We start from the raw sequence: 17,759 nt of genomic DNA, 5'->3' as shown, positions 1-17,759 counted from the left end.
CTAGTATATTGGGTCAACTTGAAGTTCATATGAAGTACGTATGAATGGAATAAGAAAAAGAACCCGGAACTAAGTATCGTTCCAGGTTCTTGGGAAACTCATAGAAAACTTTACGCCATTGGCTTCATTTGTTAATTTATACTGGGCATGATGTGCTTCCAATACCTTTTGTACAATGTATAAACCAAGTCCACTACCTCCTGTCGTTCGGCTTCGTGACTTCTCTAGTCGATAAAAAGGTTTGAAGAGATGAGGTAGCTCATTCGCTTCGATATGCGTGCCTGAATTCATTACATCCAGTTGTATGCCATCCAAAGTTTTAAAAAGGTGTACACTTACTACCTCCCCCTTAGGGGTATATTTGACTGCATTGCTTAATACATTGGACACTGCTTTAGACAACAAACGTTCATCAGCCTGCAGCGTGACGTTCTCCGCTATGTCGCTTACAAGCTTAATCTTTTTGGTATCACAAAAATATTGATAGTTCTCTATTATATTTGTCAGCAGCAGCGTAGCATTCAAAGTTCGGATTTGCGGCCTGAACTCCTGGCTTTCTAGGCTCGAAATATCAAGTATCTCATGAACAAGCTTCTCCATCTCTTGCGTAATTTGATGTGATTGCAGCAAATATTTATCTCGATTGCGGTAAGGTCCAATATTATGAATCATAGCCTCCAATTGGCCTGATACCGCAGTAATCGGGGTTTTCAATTCATGCGAAATCATCGCAACAAACTCCCGTCGCTGGATTTCTTGTTCTTCCTTTTTTTTGATGTCGTCTGTCAGCTGTGAATTAGCCAGATGAAGCTCCTCCATTGAGCGTTGCAGATTGCGAGACAGCTTATTTAATGAACTTGCCAGCTCTCCAATTTCGTCATTTGACTTGAAGTCGAAATCTGTACTGAAATCAAGCATGGCCATCTTTTTAGCCATAACATTTAGGCCAAGCAGTGGTCGTGCAATGAGTCGAGAATACACATATGCACCAACAAAGGAAAGCAGTAGAATTACGATTACCATGTAGGGTAGAAACGTCAATATAACGGTTGCTGCCTCATCAACAGGCTGGAGTGATGCCGTGACCATCAAACGATATCGCTCACGATCACCTACAAAAGAAACAGGCATCATTTTATTAAAAGTATCATCTCTTACTACAGGAGGCATAGTGGAGCCCGTTATTTTAGCGTTATCAGTATCTTTGAGAAAAACAACATTAGGAAAAATGATTTGATTTTTCTCACTTTGAACCATTACACTGGCGTTGTACTGATGTTCAAACTCCTTCAGTATATCTTTTGCCTTGTCCCATTTACTCGCTTCGATTTGGGAGACTAATGTATGCACGCCAGCCTCAAGCTTTGCTTTTTTGTTATGATAATAATAAGGAGGAAGTAAAAAATAAAGCGTAAGATATAAAATCAGAGCCGACACGACAAGTAAAATGGTAGTGACTATAAATATTTTGAATGTAATCCCACGACGTTTCAACTTTCACCACCATCTATAATGTAACCTATTCCTTTAACCGTTCGAATGTAAGGCAATCCTAACTTTTTTCGAATATTTTTAATATGTGCGTCTACAATCCGCGTATCTCCATAGAAATCATATCCCCAAATCCGATCCAGCAGCATCTCCCTCGTAATCGTTCGACCCACATTTTCTAAAAAGTATTGAAGTATGCTAAATTCCTTAACTGTGATTTCAATAAGTGATTGATCAATATAAGCTTTATAGCTATCACAATCCAAGCGGAGACGGTCAAAATACAGCTCTTTGGGCTTGGTCTCTGTTTTAGACCGCCGCAGGATAGCTTCGACTCGTTTGACAAGCACATTAAAAGAGAACGGTTTTGAAATGAAGTCATCTGCTTCCAGCTCGAATGCTTTGAGCTGGTCTTTCTCTTCACTTAACGCAGTCATGATGATAACGGGTGTGCAGTGTTTGTTGCGAATCATTCTACACACGGAATAACCATCCATGTTCGGCAGCATAACGTCCAGCAGGACCAGATCAAACGTACCTTGTTGAAACTTGTTGTACCCTTCACTTCCATCACTAGCTACTTCTACAACATAATCTTGAGCTCGAAGAAATTCTTGAATAAGCTCTTGAATATAAAGATCATCTTCGATAACCAGAATGTTTACTGCCACTTATGCTCACCTCGATGTATAATTTTAATCTCAGCTAGTGCATCCACGAGTATACTAAAGCTGTATGAAATCCAGATGAAATTTAACTGAAGTTGTAATGAAGATAGGAAATGTCGCCCTCTCTTATACACTTCTTGCACCTCGATTTTTACATTACTTGATTAGGTAAAGGATGACCTAGATTTAAATTATTAGAATCAATTTGATAATGGTGTTACATAGCTGATTAAACAAAAAAGAGAGGCTGGCAGCCCCTCTTTTCAAATCGATCATACTCTAATTGGATTAAAGTTAGTTATCTCCTTTTTCTGTTCAACAGCGAGTTGAAGCATGGCTAAAGTATGTTGTTCATTGAATTGCCGTACAACCTTATCACATAATAAGGAAATGCTGTTTCCGCTGAGTAATTCCCCGACCATCGGCGAGACACCGAGCTCATTCAGCAGCCGCGCGCGCAATTGGACGGCCATCATCGAATCCAGTCCGATCTCAGGAAGTGATTTAGTCGTATCTAGCGATTCACGAGCAAAATGAAGTAATTCAGAGATGAATCCCTCCACATATTCGATAAGCACAGCTTCCCTCGCAGATGATGAAAGAGTTTGGATCTGTTCGATGATAGCTTCTTTCGCAGCTGACAGATCCTTACTTAGGTCCTCACTCTCGTCAAGCAGCTCAAGCATCTTGATTCCGTCATATAATTTGCGGAACGCACGCCAACCGGCGGAAAGTACCACGACCTGGGAAATATTTTGAACAATCAAATATTCTAACAGTCGCATACCTAATGCTGGTGTGATGATGTCGATTCCATTTGAACGGAATATGTCAATTAGCTGCAGCTTATCGACCATCCCGATTGACCAAGGTCCCCAGTTAATGCTAAGAGCTGGCAAGCCAAGTGAGCGACGATAAGCAGCAAGAGCATCTATACACGCATTACCTGCTGCATAGTTCCCTTGCCCTCCGGCTGGAAGCAAGGAACCAAGCGATGAGAAAAGGACAAAGAATTCAAGAGGTTGCAGTAGCAAGGCTTGGTGCAAGTTCCAAGCTCCTTTTGCTTTTGGATCATAAGCTTCGTCAAATAGGTTGTTATCCATGTGCATTAAAAGAACATCCTTCACTGTTCCAGCGCTATGGATGACCCCAAGAATCGGTAAAGAACAGTTTGTTTCGTATCCCTTGATGAAGTGATAAATTGCATCCTTGTCAGAAATGTCTATACCTATAACAGATACATGCGCACCTGTTCCTTCTAGCTCCCTGATGAAAGCAATCCGTTTAGCATCCTGACTGTCAATGATCGCATCGTCCCACGTCTCGCGTTCAGGCAGAGTTTTCCGGCCGAGCAGCAGCAAGTGTCTTGCCCCTTTTTCAACGAGCAGACGAGCTGCTTCTTGCCCGATCGCTCCGAAGGCTCCTGTAATAAGATAAGTCCCATCATTCCGGCATTGCAGCGGCAAGGAGGGCGGCAGCTCATGATATCGCTTTAGCCGGAGCACGTAGCGTCGGTCTTGCCGATAAGCCACCTGCTGTTCCTCATCATTTTCATTTGTGATTTCGTCCATGAGACATAGTGCTGCCTCGTCTACCGTTGCCCCAGGATCCAAGTCGATTAGACCTTTTCCATACTCACGCAGTTCTTGCTGACCGATATAGCGCCCCAGTCCCCAAGCTGCTGCTTGGAAGACAGCAATCGGTCGTTCATTTCCGGGTATGCTCTGGGTACCTTGTGTGACGATCCAAATCCCTGCGGCAGCTTGATTACGAGCGATACTTTGGATAAGGTAAAGCACAGAATGGCAGCCGCGGTTTTTGATCATCCTCCATTTATAGGATGCATCCCTTATGGTCATTTCTTCCGGAGATGGCAAGTCCAGATTCCAACCATGCACAACCCCTACGGTCGAACCACCAGCCGCTCGGGACATATCGGCGAGCAATCGATCATAATGTTCTGGAGCCTCAGGATCGATGCAACTTTCCTGCCACTCGCCACCGAATGCATAAGTATGCCCAGAGACCACCAACATGCATCGATGCCCTCGGCTTCTTAACCTTTCCGCTGTTCTTTCTGCTATTCCTACTGCGTCGGCAAAAAAAAGCCATACGCTCGGAGTGCTGCTATCTGTAGATGGATTAGACTCAGGTGACATTCGTTCCAACTCAAGCCACTCCAAACGATTAAGCCAGCGCCCTGCTTGTTTACCGTCCATTCTACCACCGCCAGTGTCGACGGCTTGCTTCACGAAGTCCATGAATTGTGCGACAAGTCTCTCCTGTTCGTCATATATTAACAGATTACCTCTGGTCAACGTCTCATTACGTTCGATTAGTATACTGTGGGCCCATAAACGACCTTCGGGTTTGCGATAAAAGCTAACTTGCCCTAGGCGGACAGGTATGCGAAATTCTTGCTGCTGTGACTCTTGAGGAAGCTCGCCTTCGATCGGAAACTCGGCAGCAAGCAGTGCGTGGAAGCAAGCATCCATCAAGCGCGGGTGAAAACTATACTCGCGTGTTTCACTTTCGTCCATTGGAAGTACGATTTCGACCCATGTCTCGTCGTCCCCAAGATATACCCGCTCCATGCCCTGAAACGAATGGCCATAATCAAAGCCCGAATTTTTTAAAATGCGGTACGCTTTGTCTTTTTCAATTATATTCGGGGTCGTGCACCGAGCGCTTATGATATCCTTCTGATCTACCTTTTGCCAACCCTGAAGCTGTCGCACGCGGCAGGATGCGAGAAGGACGAACGATTGCCGCTGCTCATCCGCCGCAGCATATATCCGGAAGGTACCATTCTCTATATCCAAATAGTGCTGCATTACAGGTGAAGCACTCGAATCCGATAATATCAAACTTCTGTGGAACTCCATGTCTTCCAGCACGCAGCTGCTACCATCGCCCAACGTTTGAGTTAATGCAGCCATGGCTGCTTCGATATAGCCTGCTGCGGGAAATAGAATTTGATCCAGCACGCGATGATCTTGTAGATATGGGAAATGGAGCAGCGAGATTTCGCTTTCCCAAGCTTTCATTGCCCCTGGCAGCGGTCTGCCAAGCAGCGGATGGTCCCGATAACCTTGACGGATATGGCGTATGAACTCCGGTTCGTTCCAATACGCGTTCCTTAGCCAAGGATAAGAAGGTGGTTTCATCCACATTCCGTGCGGATACAACGCTTGCCAGTTCGGCTCGAAACCCCTGGTATACAATTCAGCAAGAGCATGCATCATCGCTTCTGATTCATCCTCTTTGCGACGGATCGAGGAAACCACGACTCCTGAACTCCCCCCCAAGCATTCCGTCAAAGGCCCAGACAGTACCGGATGAGCCCCAATTTCCAGAAATGCATTAAAACCTTGTTTGATCAACTGATCGATGACGGCTGCAAAAGCAACCGTATCTCTTACGTTACGCCACCAATAAGAAGCAGTGATATCCTGACCATTGACCTGACCGGCGGTTACCGTAGAGTACAGTGGAATCGAGACCAGCCGGGTGGGTATATCCTTTAAGCTGGCCAGCAGTTCATCTTTGATCTCCTCCATGTAATGGCTGTGAAATGGTACTTGCACTCGAAGCAAGCGGTAAAACAGACATTTTTCCTCCGCGCGTTTCAAAATTTCAGTCATCGCCTGTGTATCACCTGACAATGTGATTGAAACAGGGCTGTTGACTGCAGCGACACATACCTTGTCTTCTAGCCCTGAAAGAAGTTGGGCCGCGTCCATCTCCGAAACAGCAACGAACGCCATTGACCCTGTACCGCTTAGTCGATCAAGCAAACGACTGCGGTGATAAACGACCCGCAGCGCATCATCCAGTGTGTAAACGCCTGCTTCGTAAAACGCGGCCACTTCTCCCGCGCTATGACCGACGATCACACCTGGAAGGATGCCCCATGAGCGCCATAATGCAGCCAGTGACACCTGCAGCATAAAGCTTATCGGCATAGAAACAGCCGTTTCGTCCATGCGGCTGTCTAATTCTTCTTTCCGAAGTTCCTCAAGTATTGACCAACCGGCAATCGAAAAGAATAAAGCGTCACAGCGCTCCATCGTCTGACGGAATAGCGGTTCCTGCTTCAGTAGCTGCCGCCCCATTCCATACCATTGCGGCCCCATACCGGAGAAGGTCCACACGAGCTTTGATGCGTCTCCTAATATTTTGTTTTCGGGAATGATCCCCTTCATTGAAACACCATGAGCTGATGCGTCGAGGAGCTGCACCAGTTCGTCGCGCTGTCGAAATACGATTGCCTGTCGGTAGTTGTGATGTTCGCGCCGCATACCTGCGCTCCAGCATAAGTCCTCCATTTGAAATGATGGGAATGGGACGTTGTTGGTAAGGGTCAAACGTTGCAGATAAGCTTCGTTTACTAATGGGAGCGCCTCGGCTTTACGTGCCGATAGCGGCAGCAGATAGACCCGTTCCTTGACGGAATCTTGTTCTTCTGAAGCGACAGTTCTTTCTGGTAAAGCTCTTACCCTAGCATCTCCGGCTCTTATTGTTCGTGTCTCCTCGTGCTGCAAAGGCCCCCGTAAGATAGCATGAGCGTTAGTCCCGCCAAAGCCGAAAGAATTGACAGCTGCGATCGCCGGACCTTTGTGTGCGGGCCACGTTTCTATTTCTGTCGGAACCTTCAATTTCCAATCCTCAAAAGAAATAGAAGGATTCGGTTCATGGAAATGCAAATTTGGTGGAATTTGGAGATGTTGAAGGCAAAGCACGGCTTTTATGAAACCCGCAATGCCAGCTGCCGATTCGGTATGTCCGATATTCGTTTTGCATGAACCGATGTACAAAGGATTGCTCTCCAGACGAGCTTCACCGTACACTGTCCCAATAGCTTTAGCCTCGATGGGATCACCGATTGGCGTACCTGTCCCATGAGCTTCCACATAGTGGACATCGGTGCCTTTCAGACCGGCCTTGCGCAGCGTATCTTGAATCAGTTGCAGCTGCGCACTGCCATTAGGAACCGTAATGCCGATTGTATGACCGTCTTGGTTGATCCCACTGGCAACGATAACCGCTTGAATCGTATCACCGGCTTCCATGGCATCTGCGAGGCGCTTCAGTACGACCACCCCAACACCTTCTCCACGAACATATCCATTTGCGGACGCATCAAACGTTTTACAGCGTCCATCAGGAGACAGAAAACCACCTTTGCTCTCGACGACTGTATACTGGGGAGTAAACGATAGGAGCACTCCTCCCGCCAAAGCCATCTCGCTCCCGCCACTTCTCAGGCTTTCACAGGCAAGGTGCAAGGAGACAAGCGAGGAGGAGCAGGCGGTATCGATGGTCATGGAAGGGCCTCTAAAATCGTAGATGTAAGAAATCCGGTTCGACAACATCGTAGCCATACTGCTTGCAGCCGTATAGGGGCTGACATTACGTTGAAACGGATCTCCAAATTGTAGTGCATGATAATCAAGCGCAAATGCACCGATAAACACCCCGACATCCTTTCCTCGCAGCTTGGCAGGGACATGTCCCCCGTCTTCCAGCGCTTCCCACGTGACCTCAAGCAGATGACGCTGCTGCGGGTCCATATGCTCTGCTTCGTGCGGTGATATACCAAAAAATTCGGGATCGAACCGTTCAACTCCGTCGATGAATCCTCCGAAACGTGTAATCATCTTACCATTTCGTTCACGGTTAGGATGATAATAATCTGCAATGCTCCAGCGATCTGCTGGCACTTCGACAATAGCATCTTTTCCATTGATTAATAAGTCCCAGTATTGATCCGGGCTGTTGACTCCGCCGGGGAAGCGGCATCCCATGCCGACAACGGCTATCGCATCCCGTCTGGTATTATCGCTAGCGCTGCGGTTTAGTTCTCGCTTTGACATTTGTCTGCAACCATCCTTTCCGCATTTGCTTCAAGTAGCAAATTGCGCCCACACATAAACAGCAGTCCCTCGCGAGAGATCCCGCGCCTTAGCACGTTTCTGTTGACCAATTATATGGGTACACAGGTGTAAGACCGAGCTCGCCTGCCCCTGCTTGCTGATAGAGGTTGCAAGTCCATACCGTGTATTGCTTTGGCTGTTGATATGCAAAAGCACAGATGCATTAATTGAAGGATCAGCTGAAGTCAGCTCAGAATGGCAGCCTGCCAATAAAGTCACAATATCTATCGGTGCTGATCCGGATGAGCTGTTCATAAAACCACTTCCTGATAGGGCCATAAACGGCAACTCCTCTCACGGACACCAATGCCACGGATCTGGAATGCAAGCTGGTGGCTTTGGCGGCGTTGCCGCCGTCATCATCTGCTCCCACGTAATATGCTGTGGAGGCGTTTGATTCAAATACTGCGACAATTTTTGTCCGTTCGGACACGTTGTTGTACCATCCATAACGTCTTGCGTCACTTGTGTTGTAGCGAGAGCGATTCGTACCTGCTGCAGCGTCTGGTCATCTCCAATACGGACAACCATCAACACTGAGCCATAGACATGCAGCGTTTCATCCTCAGTGTTCTTAAGAATATAGAACTCTGCATATCCTTCTTGCAATTGCGTCGTGTCGGCGTTGATATTGGACATGTGCCACTCACTGCCTTGAACGATCACTTGGTCAATAACAGCGGTTGGTAGCAGCGGATATCCGTTATCGCTGAACGCTGTCTGAATATCAGGCGCTACATTTTGCTGATCCAACTCATTACTCATTGATTGTGGCAGGTCAAACAAGTGTACGCCGATCGGCCCACCTGATACGTATAATGTGGTGCCAATTTCGACGATATTGTAAACCGGGTACACAGAGTTAGAGCCGTTATTGATCGTCCAATAGCTGCCCAGAATATTCACAGTTACAGTTGCGTTTGATTCCAACGGATAATTGTTCATCTCGAATTGAGTTCGTAAATCGGACGATATCGTCTGATTATTGAGACTGGACGCATAGGAAGAGGGCAATGTGAAGAATGGTCCTTGATCGAGCGATATGGCGGCATTTGTCAGCACAGCTCCCTGTAATTGCGCCTCTACGAAGGTGGCTCCTTGGAGGTTAGCGTAGGCAAGTGACGCCTGTTTTTTATTAATCGAAGCGCGTAAATAGACGCCATTAAAATTAGTGCTCACCAAGTTAGCAGAATCCAAATTGCAGCCGTACATGCGGGCTTGTGAGAAATCCATGCTGCCCAGGTTGGCTCCTGCCAAATCCGCTTCTTCCAAATCGGCGTTATTGGCTTTGGCGGCATCACCGTACCAATTGACCCCAGACATATTGACCGCATACAAGTTAGCGTCAGTGAAGATGGCATTTGGCATGTAAGCTCCAGCCAATACAGCTGCATCGTTCGTATCGGAATACGTCCATACATTCAATACGGCACCTCCGTTTGTAATTGTATAGACGGTATTGCCATCAGTAATCACCCAGTTCTGATCCGGGATACGCACCGTCAGCATTGCATTGTTTGATAACGGGTGTCCGGCTTCCTGAAATGCTTGTTGTATGGATGACGTAATGGCCCCGCTGTTCAAATCCGGAACGAGCGACGTGCTAAGCGTAAAGGCTTCATCCTTCGCTCCAAGCTGAGCGCCTGTCAGATCTGCGCTTGTTAATGTAGCGTTCGACATGCTTGAGCTATACAACTTTACTCCATTTTTAAGCGAAGCATTCGTCAAATTGGCATAACTGAAATCCGCACCGGTTAAGTTGGCTCCATCAAATAAGGAGCCGGTCAGATCCGCATGGGAGAACGTCACGCCCAGCAAGGAACAATTGCTCAAGCGGACATTCTGCATGCTAGCTCCAGTGAAATTTGTAAGGGAATCGATCTCTGCTGTGGTCAAATCCTGGTTATCAAGATTCGCATATGCAACCGTTGCTCCAGGAATGTGAACATTTATTACAACCGCACGCAAAAAGTTAGTCTTTGTTAAATTCGCCTGGTCGAAGTGAGTACCGTTCGCATTTGCTCCGTACAGATTGGCGTTAGTCAAGTCGGCGCCCTTAAGGTCGGCGTTAATAAGCGAAGCGTCCGTCAGGTTAGCGCCTGCAAAAATGCTTCCTTGCAAATTGCTGTTAGGCAGTTGTGCGTAAGTCATTATCGCATTCGTCAAATCTGCATTCGACATAATAACTTCAGCCATCATGACATAAGACATACTGGCATTTGCGAATGAAGCGTACGACAAATTCGTGTCCAGCCCTTGAAAAATCGCACCATAAACATTACAGTTTGACAAATCGGCATGCGATAGATCAGATCCTGAAAAGATAATGCTGCTTAAATCGGCAGCAGCCATATAGACCCAAGTCAAGTCCATGCTTTCTGCAACCTTTGACGCCTGAATTTGTACCAGTCCCGGCGAAATGGATAATTGCTCTAACAGTGTTGTAGAAGGAGGGCTTTCAATTGGAACACGATTGACTGCATCCCCGTTCATATTGACGTAATATTTCGTTCCTGCTGCTTGCTCGCCGAGCCGGACGGATGAATCTGACGTCTCAAGAACGAATAAAGAAGGGGTGCCTGTTCTGGGATCTGTTGCCGCGTATCCGTTTCCGTTATAGATGACATATTTCCCGTTACTAGCCTGCAGCCAAAATCCGCTGCCGGTATCTCCATACGCATTGAAACGCTGATCTTCCTGAGCGGACTGAGTCGCAACAACAGTAAGCAGTCCAGTGTTTTTGTCTAGGCTTATGTAGGAGTTCCCATCTGTGCTGCTGAACGCCCATTTCCCGATAAACGTCATCGTATCCGAAGTCATGGATAATCCTCCTGTGCCGTTATAACTGTGCCGTTGGTTTCACTGATACGCTTCCGCTGCTACCGGGAATACCGGGTGCTCCCGGCGTCCCGGACACGCCGTTCACACCGTCATTCGCACTTGTCGGCGGCTGGCCATCAATGACGCCGTTCACACCTCCCGTTCCGCCTACACCGGCGATTCCCGCTGCTCCACCAACTCCACCTACGCCTCCTGACGATTGAGCCGAGACGGGTTGCGTCAGCGATGCAGATAGGTAACTGACAATAATGTCTCCTCCGTTGCCACCATTTCCACCAGCACCACCGTTACCACCATTACTACCGTTACCACCAATTCCCCCCAATGCTGGTGGCAATGAGTCCTCGCATTTGGACGATTGTTGCCCGGCATTGCCACCGCTGCTGCCGTTACTTCCGTTCCCACCATCTCCTCCATTGCCGCCATCTCCGCCTTGGCTAATTATGGTGATCGGCGATTGTGCAACGAACTGCTCACAGCGAAGCACGAAGTCGAACGCGCTTGCTCCTGCTCCGCCCTGTTCTCCGCCGCTTCCAGCCGCCAGCGCATTTTGTCCAGCTTGCCCATTCGTTGCGGACGTGCAATGTGGGCTGTCATTTTTATCGTACTTTCCGTTTATTCCGTTGGTTCCGTTTTGCGTTGCGCTTTGTCCATCCGAGCCATTATCCCCTTTGGCTCCGTTAGCTCCTTGAATGACAATGTCGTAAGCTAAACTCATGTTCTTCTACCTCCTCATAGTTTCTCCCGGCTGTCAGCCCGCTTTGTGACAAGTATTGTTCGATAGCCATGTTTGACAGCCGGACTAGTTTAATCGATCTATCTATTGGGATGGTGGCTGAGGCACGTTATTGACATAAACAGTTCCAAGCTTTCCGTTAGTGCCATTCACACCTGCCTGACCTGCATGGCCACCGCCCCCCTGTGGATTGCCAGAACCTCCGTTGCCTGCATTGCCGCCTTTTCCACCTTGCCCACCCTGACCTTTACCCTCTGGTGTCACAACAGTAATCGAACCGCCGGTGACTAGCGTTGTATAGTTGAAGTATACAGATTGGCCGCTGCCGCCATCCCCGCCCGTGCCCCCGTTTCCTCCATCTCCTCCTGTACCGCCCTTGCCTTGCGCTCCTGCCGAGCAATGGCTTGTTGAGGCCCCACCAGGGCCACCTGTTCCACCTGTTCCGCCTTGACCTCCTGTTCCTCCATTACCCCCATTACCACCTACAGATCCTAATGTGACCGGTCCATCGACCGTGTCGAGCGTTGCATTAACTGGTGCAGCATCCGAACCGCGAGAACCGCTGCCGCCTGGCGACCCTGGATTTCCCGTTCCGCCAGTTCCGCCCTGGCCTGGTTTAGTATCGCAAGAGTCTTTGCCATCCGATCCAGAGCTTCCCGTTGTGCCAGAGCTTCCATTACCGCCATTACCTCCTGCTGCACCGTCCTTCGCATCCGTACCTAAACTAACGTATGTATATGTTGATGAGTCCCCTCCTTGTTGCGTTAATACATTGGCCAGCAGTGTTGCTTGGCCGGTGTTAATGATTTGGCCGCCAGCTTCAACCGTTATTGTATTGAAGGAATATGTTATAGGAGCATCTCCGTCTCCAGAAAGAATAAGTTGATCCCCTGATTTCACAACGACATCTTCCGCCGCAAGCACCGCGAGCTGCGCGGGGAAGTAGTGCTTCTGAATCACATCCCGATATGATTGAACCTTTTGTGAGTTCCCGTATATATACGCTGTATATGCATGGCATATCGCAGCCTTTTCGTGTGGCGATAGCTCGGAATATGCCAGCGAGGTCTTCGCGGCTGGCCAATCATCCGCGACGTTGTGATGCTCCTGCATAACACCACTCGTATACAAGTGATCTGGATTGCCGCCGAACTCTTTAAACTCGTCGACGGAATTGATGGTTACGTACACTGGCTTCACAACAGATGGAAGAGCTGGATCGGCCGAAATATAGGTTGTACCCGAAGTTGTGATTGTTCCTTTGTGAAGGATGTCATCTGTAAGGCCATAACGGCTCATAAACGTACTCCGAATTTGATTTACTACGCTCATTAAGAACGCCTCCTTAATATTAGAATAGATTTGTTTACTTTTTCGTAAATGTATTTACCGAGAGAATAACGGGAGCTTGACAAATAATTTGCCCACCTGGTTCTAGCGTGATCGAGTTGCAGGTCAACACAACTGGATCATGTCCGTGCGGCTCAATGATCAGAGGCTGATCTGGAGTGACTACAATATCTTCGCAGGCGAATACACCCGCTTTTATCGGAAAATACCGCTTGTTCACAATGGAAGTGTAGCTTGTCATCTCTGTATCTTTGCCTGCAAGTATCGCACGTAGGGCGGCATAGACTTTACGATTGTCCGACTCATTTAATTGCTTAGCATCTGCATCCCATTTCTCATCAGGCCATGGTTCCGGCACGTCTTGTAAGACACCAGCTTCCTTGATGTTGCCGACAAGCGTCTGCAGTTCCTGCACCGTTTGAATTGAGACTATTTTGGGTGTCACCGCCGTAGGAAACTGCGGCTTGGTTGATAAATACATTGGGCCTGTCGAAGCTCCTGTAGTTAGCGTACCCCGGTGGATGTCTTCCTCCGTCAAACCAAGCTGTACGGATACTTGAGTGAATAGGTCTGCCACGTTTTTTCCCCCTTAACGCGTAAATGGATGAGAAAGGACACTGAGCACTTATTTGCTACTTTCAAGCTGTCCGAAGTTAGAGGCACTTCAACCCGGATTGCTAGACAACTGGGATACCGTACACTTCCAGACTGCTGCCGCTGCGAATAACATCATAGGTCTGTGCTCCATCAATCACTTGCCAATAGCCACTTGTGCTAACCGTCACGATCTGCGTCGAGCTACTCAATGTTATGCCATTCGCCGCAAAATCGGCTTGCACGGCAGCTACATCTTGATTATCGAAGTCAGGCTGCTTATCAAGACCCAGATCAAACAACGGTAGCGTCGGAATCCAGTGACTAATGCTAGGTTCGATGCGATTGTTCGCACCGACGATCGCTTCGTAATTGAGCGTGTACACATTGCGCCAGATGTCGATAACGAACTTGGCTGCACATATATATTGAGGACTTTCTGGCTGCAATCTCGAATCGGGCGTCCGTACAAGGAACATGCCATTTGGATCGTAAATATCCATCATATAATTGCCTGGCACTCCGCCCCCCTCTACATAAGACAACACATAGACATACCCTTTTGCTTCTGCTGATACGTCCAAATATGTGATGTCCGTACGGCCTTCTGGATTGTACAGCGAGATATAAGACAAGTAGCGATTAACGTTCAACACTTGACTATTAACCTCATCCTGAGCAATGTAGTATGACTGAGCACCATTCCAATCCTCCACGACCCAGATGCTGCCTTGAGCGCGGACATCAATCGTTACATTGGTCAGTACGTCGCATACGTTTAGTGAGCTGTTTGCTTTTTGTATGTTGTAAACGGCGCTTCGGGTTGGATCAGAAATCGTCCATTCCTGATCATGGGTAACGACCGTCACGTAGGAGCTGAGCGTATGATCGTCCATATTTTCGCTGTCGTAAGACAAGTACACACCCTCGTTAGCAAATGCATTTATCAGATTTGATGTCAGGACACCAGAATTTAAATCAGTTATAAGTGAAACATCAAGATCAAAAATATGTGTGAGCCCGTTTTCTTGAAATTGCTGCTGTAAGGCTGGCGAGAATATGCCTTGGTTCAGATCGGGAGCATAATCCGCTGCCGTTAACGTAAATAGCTTTTCACCTAGGAAACTGGCAACCGGATTACCTTGAACGTCAAACGATTGAATGCGCTGATTTAATGTTTCGAGAATGAGGATACGCCCGTCCGGTGTAACCGCAAGTGCTCTTGGTCCCTGCATCAGTCCTTGTCTGACGCCAAGGCCTGAGACCATCTGCGCATCAGGTGCCTGTGCATCATCCGTCGGTTCAGCAGGTATTTGCAAAATTTCCATCTTGCTGTCTTCCCAACTTACAGCGATAACCGCCCCGGTCGGATGAACGACAATAGCATCGAGAGTTGATAGGTTAAACTTGCCCCAACTCTTGAGATCTGGATCGTTCAAGCCAAAACCAGATTGTTCATCTTCCAAATTCACTTGACGTAAGTGAAACTCGTTATTTCTGGTGTCGACGATAAAATTATTCAAGCTGATTTCCTGCTCTTGTCCATCTTCTGGCTCAAGGCCGAATTGATCGTAGGCGATGGCTGGCTGGATAGCAAATGATACCTCGGATAGCTTGAAGCGGGATTGTGGATCGGCTAACACAGATAAGTTCTGCGCCAAATAATTTTGACTGGAAGCACTCCACACGTAGCCTACTTGATAGGCTTGCCCATTTAATGACATCCCTACCGGCTTGCATAAATGGTTGCCCCCACTGCTGCAATCAAGGCTCGCTACAGTAGCTGTTGGCACATCGCCAGCATGCCAGATATGCTTCTGGCTATCAGCGTCAAATATAATTTTCTCCTTGTAGTTGTACTGCGTATCTTGCGTGAGTGGCACGAGAATTTCTGTAATATTACCCGATTGACGAAGTGAAGTGGAACCGTCGTCCGGGAATGCCGGCAACCAGTCACCCTGATACTTGCCGCACAACCAACCACTGGTCGAATAAATTCCAGCAATAATCTGAAGGCTGCCGCCGACAGGAATATTTGCAAACGTTAACTGCAGTGGTGTGTTAGATGTCACTTCTGGCATGCTGCCCTTCAGTACAAAGTTCGTTCCGCCCTGATATTGGACAGTCACCTGATAATGATCTGCCACCCCTGGCCATACGGCTGTCTCTGGATGCCCTGCTTCACCATGCTCCGGATCAGGACTTAATGTGAACTGCAGGTCCATGGCGCGAGTTACAGTGGAGGTTAGTGTTGCTGGCGAAGATAGAACCTCCCCTGTCGTGACCGCCATTTCGGCAAAATCCATAGCCATGTTCGCTGCCCGCAGTGCCCAGCCCACGAAAGGAATGCTGTCTTCCAATTCCGCAACCGTTATTTGCCCCGTAATGTAAAGAACAAGCTTCTCAAGTCCTGGGCCAAGTAAAATGCCGGCCACGGCATCGGCGAATTTGCTTAAAACTGCTTTGGTGTTACCAAGAGCCGCAGCTGTTGCCACGCCTCCACCAACGACCCCAAAGGATGCCCCTAAAACGGCGACAACATTGTCGATGTCCTTTACGAAATCGCTAAACCATTTGGTGCTTGTAATCGCCGCGCCTGCCGCCAAAAACAGAGAAGGTATACCATATTGAAAAAAACCCGTCAGCAGTGCACCGGAAAGATCGACATCTTCGTCCCATTTGGATGTACCCAATCCCCCGAACAACAGTCTGAGACTTGTTGCATCATTTGGAAATGTGAATGATAAAGTCGTTGGGTCAGTTGGCATCGGGATACCCATAATGGTATTAACAGCCGATAGACTTGAAATGAATTTTTTGTAATCTGTCTCGAACCAGCCGCTAATTGTAGACGGAAGCTGTTCGTTCCAACCTTCGGGGTTTTGGATCGGATCACCGTTTTCATTAAAAAACTCTGCATAAGCTGTCAACGTGCGCAAATAGGTGTTTTTTACATCGATTGAGAAAGTGTTGTTGTCTTTAAACGCCAGCGAATCCGCGTATATCGACAATCCATGATTAGGCGTCAGTTCTTTTACCGTCCATTTAAAGGTCGGCTCAGAAGCATCTGCGGCAAGCTTTGGCGCCGCGAACAATTTCCGAAAGGTAACACTACTGGTTCCGTCCTGCTGTTGATTAGCCGTCTTCCCTTGGTTCACGCTCCATGTTTGGTTTTGTAGCGTCATGTCATTGCTGGAGGTTCGCATCGCTCCTGCATTTGGAGCCGTGGCATTCTGAGTCGTCAAATCTGACCATTTGTATATCAAGATGCGATCGCCTTTTTTATGCGTTCCGAAATCGTAATCGTAGTAAAGCGGATTTCCAAATTGATCGACGGAATCGGTAATGGTTGCCCAGCCGCCAGTAGAAGACGCCATGCCCTGTGAACTGATCACTGTTGCCAAGTTGTACACCTGATTGTATTGTGTGGGATTGACGCTGCTGGACGGGGCAATATGCGAATTTTTGACGATGCTTGCCGTATAAGGCTGGTTCGATGCCAATTCAGGGTTCGAGAACAGGATTGCGACGGCGATGTCCCAAGGCGTTTGTAAATATTCTGCATCTACGCTAGCTTGTATGAGCTCAGCATCGTTCATGCTGTTGTGCAAGCTAGTGACTCCCATAGACTCCAGCTTTGGATGATGAAACCGACCATTTTTAGCATGCATGCGTTCGAAATACTTTCGGTTGTGATGTTCAGGGATATGAATCGATACATGATGCAAGGCAGGGAGATATATCGTGGGATCCTTGTCAGGTGAGGTCACGCGAATTCGCCTTAATCGATCGGTGGGAAAGTGCTCGTCCGATACATTCACAAAATGTGTGAAGTGTTTGCGACTCTCTTCAGAGAGAAGCGCAAGCGCCTGATTGTTTACTGCTGCTTGTTGGAGTGTTTCCTCCGTATGCACTTGCAGTACATGCTGGCTAGTGCCTACATGTAAAGTAAGATTTTCGTTGGTGTAACCTGATACTAGTTGGAAATGTAAAGTCTTGGTCATTCACATCCTCCTTCTCAACATTTCGTTCATAGATAGATAACCACTGTTCATTTTATTGGGAAATAAACAAAATATACCTGTCAACGTAGAGAGCATCTCTCTAAGTCGAGCTTGTATACATTGCCACTGGGGGTGAGGT

General features: G+C 47.7%; 9 protein-coding genes. All 9 read right to left on the bottom strand.

All coding sequences use genetic code 11. The annotated features are described in order from the left end of the window. Window positions 1-69: 69 nt before the first annotated feature. The gene (locus MH117_RS17900) at window positions 70-1,494 is read right to left on the bottom strand and encodes a sensor histidine kinase (protein ID WP_239330861.1); all 1,425 of its coding nucleotides are present in this window, start codon (window positions 1,492-1,494) and stop codon (window positions 70-72) included. Then, entirely contained in the window at window positions 1,491-2,162 is a 672-nt protein-coding gene (locus MH117_RS17895) for a response regulator transcription factor (RefSeq protein WP_239330859.1), read from the bottom strand. Before MH117_RS17895 ends, MH117_RS17900 begins: the two co-directional genes overlap by 4 nt. Window positions 2,163-2,431: 269 nt before the next feature. Next, the gene (locus tag MH117_RS17890) at window positions 2,432-8,035 is read right to left on the bottom strand and encodes a type I polyketide synthase (RefSeq protein WP_239330857.1); all 5,604 of its coding nucleotides are present in this window, start codon (window positions 8,033-8,035) and stop codon (window positions 2,432-2,434) included. A gap of 30 nt (window positions 8,036-8,065) precedes the next feature. Further along, window positions 8,066-8,374, bottom strand: coding sequence for a hypothetical protein (locus tag MH117_RS17885; protein ID WP_239330855.1), 309 nt, complete (start codon window positions 8,372-8,374; stop codon window positions 8,066-8,068). 15 nt (window positions 8,375-8,389) lie between these two features. Then, window positions 8,390-10,915 carry a pentapeptide repeat-containing protein gene (locus MH117_RS17880; RefSeq protein WP_239330854.1) on the bottom strand — a complete coding sequence of 842 codons (2,526 nt, stop codon included), beginning with the start codon at window positions 10,913-10,915 and terminating at the stop codon, window positions 8,390-8,392. A 19-nt stretch (window positions 10,916-10,934) separates the two neighbouring features. Next, window positions 10,935-11,654 carry a hypothetical protein gene (locus tag MH117_RS26580; protein WP_275444718.1) on the bottom strand — a complete coding sequence of 240 codons (720 nt, stop codon included), beginning with the start codon at window positions 11,652-11,654 and terminating at the stop codon, window positions 10,935-10,937. A gap of 102 nt (window positions 11,655-11,756) precedes the next feature. Next, window positions 11,757-13,004, bottom strand: a complete 1,248-nt coding sequence (locus tag MH117_RS17870) for a hypothetical protein (protein WP_239330852.1) — start codon at window positions 13,002-13,004, stop codon at window positions 11,757-11,759. 34 nt (window positions 13,005-13,038) lie between these two features. Then, complete coding sequence (locus tag MH117_RS17865) at window positions 13,039-13,599, bottom strand: hypothetical protein (protein WP_239330850.1); 561 nt, start codon at window positions 13,597-13,599, stop codon at window positions 13,039-13,041. Between the two features lie 100 nt (window positions 13,600-13,699). Further along, a complete protein-coding gene (locus tag MH117_RS17860) occupies window positions 13,700-17,620 on the bottom strand; it encodes a hypothetical protein (protein WP_239330848.1) in 3,921 nt (1,306 codons plus the stop codon). Between the last annotated feature and the right edge of the window lie 139 nt (window positions 17,621-17,759).

The sequence above is a fragment of the Paenibacillus sp. ACRRX genome, from assembly GCF_022346885.1.
Classification (GTDB): domain Bacteria; phylum Bacillota; class Bacilli; order Paenibacillales; family Paenibacillaceae; genus Paenibacillus_B.
Note: the sequence above shows the minus strand (reverse complement) of the source record. Positions and strands in the feature narration are given on the sequence as shown.

Excerpts from the sequence above, each read along its gene's own strand:
- MH117_RS26580 (WP_275444718.1), bottom strand. The coding sequence starts at position 11,654 with ATGAGTTTAGCTTACGACATTGTCATTCAAGGAGCTAACGGAGCCAAA.
- MH117_RS17880 (WP_239330854.1), bottom strand. The coding sequence starts at position 10,915 with ATGACTTCGGATACGATGACGTTTATCGGGAAATGGGCGTTCAGCAGC.
- MH117_RS17890 (WP_239330857.1), bottom strand. The coding sequence starts at position 8,035 with ATGTCAAAGCGAGAACTAAACCGCAGCGCTAGCGATAATACCAGACGG.
- MH117_RS17860 (WP_239330848.1), bottom strand. The coding sequence starts at position 17,620 with ATGACCAAGACTTTACATTTCCAACTAGTATCAGGTTACACCAACGAA.
- MH117_RS17885 (WP_239330855.1), bottom strand. The coding sequence starts at position 8,374 with ATGGCCCTATCAGGAAGTGGTTTTATGAACAGCTCATCCGGATCAGCA.
- MH117_RS17870 (WP_239330852.1), bottom strand. The coding sequence starts at position 13,004 with ATGAGCGTAGTAAATCAAATTCGGAGTACGTTTATGAGCCGTTATGGC.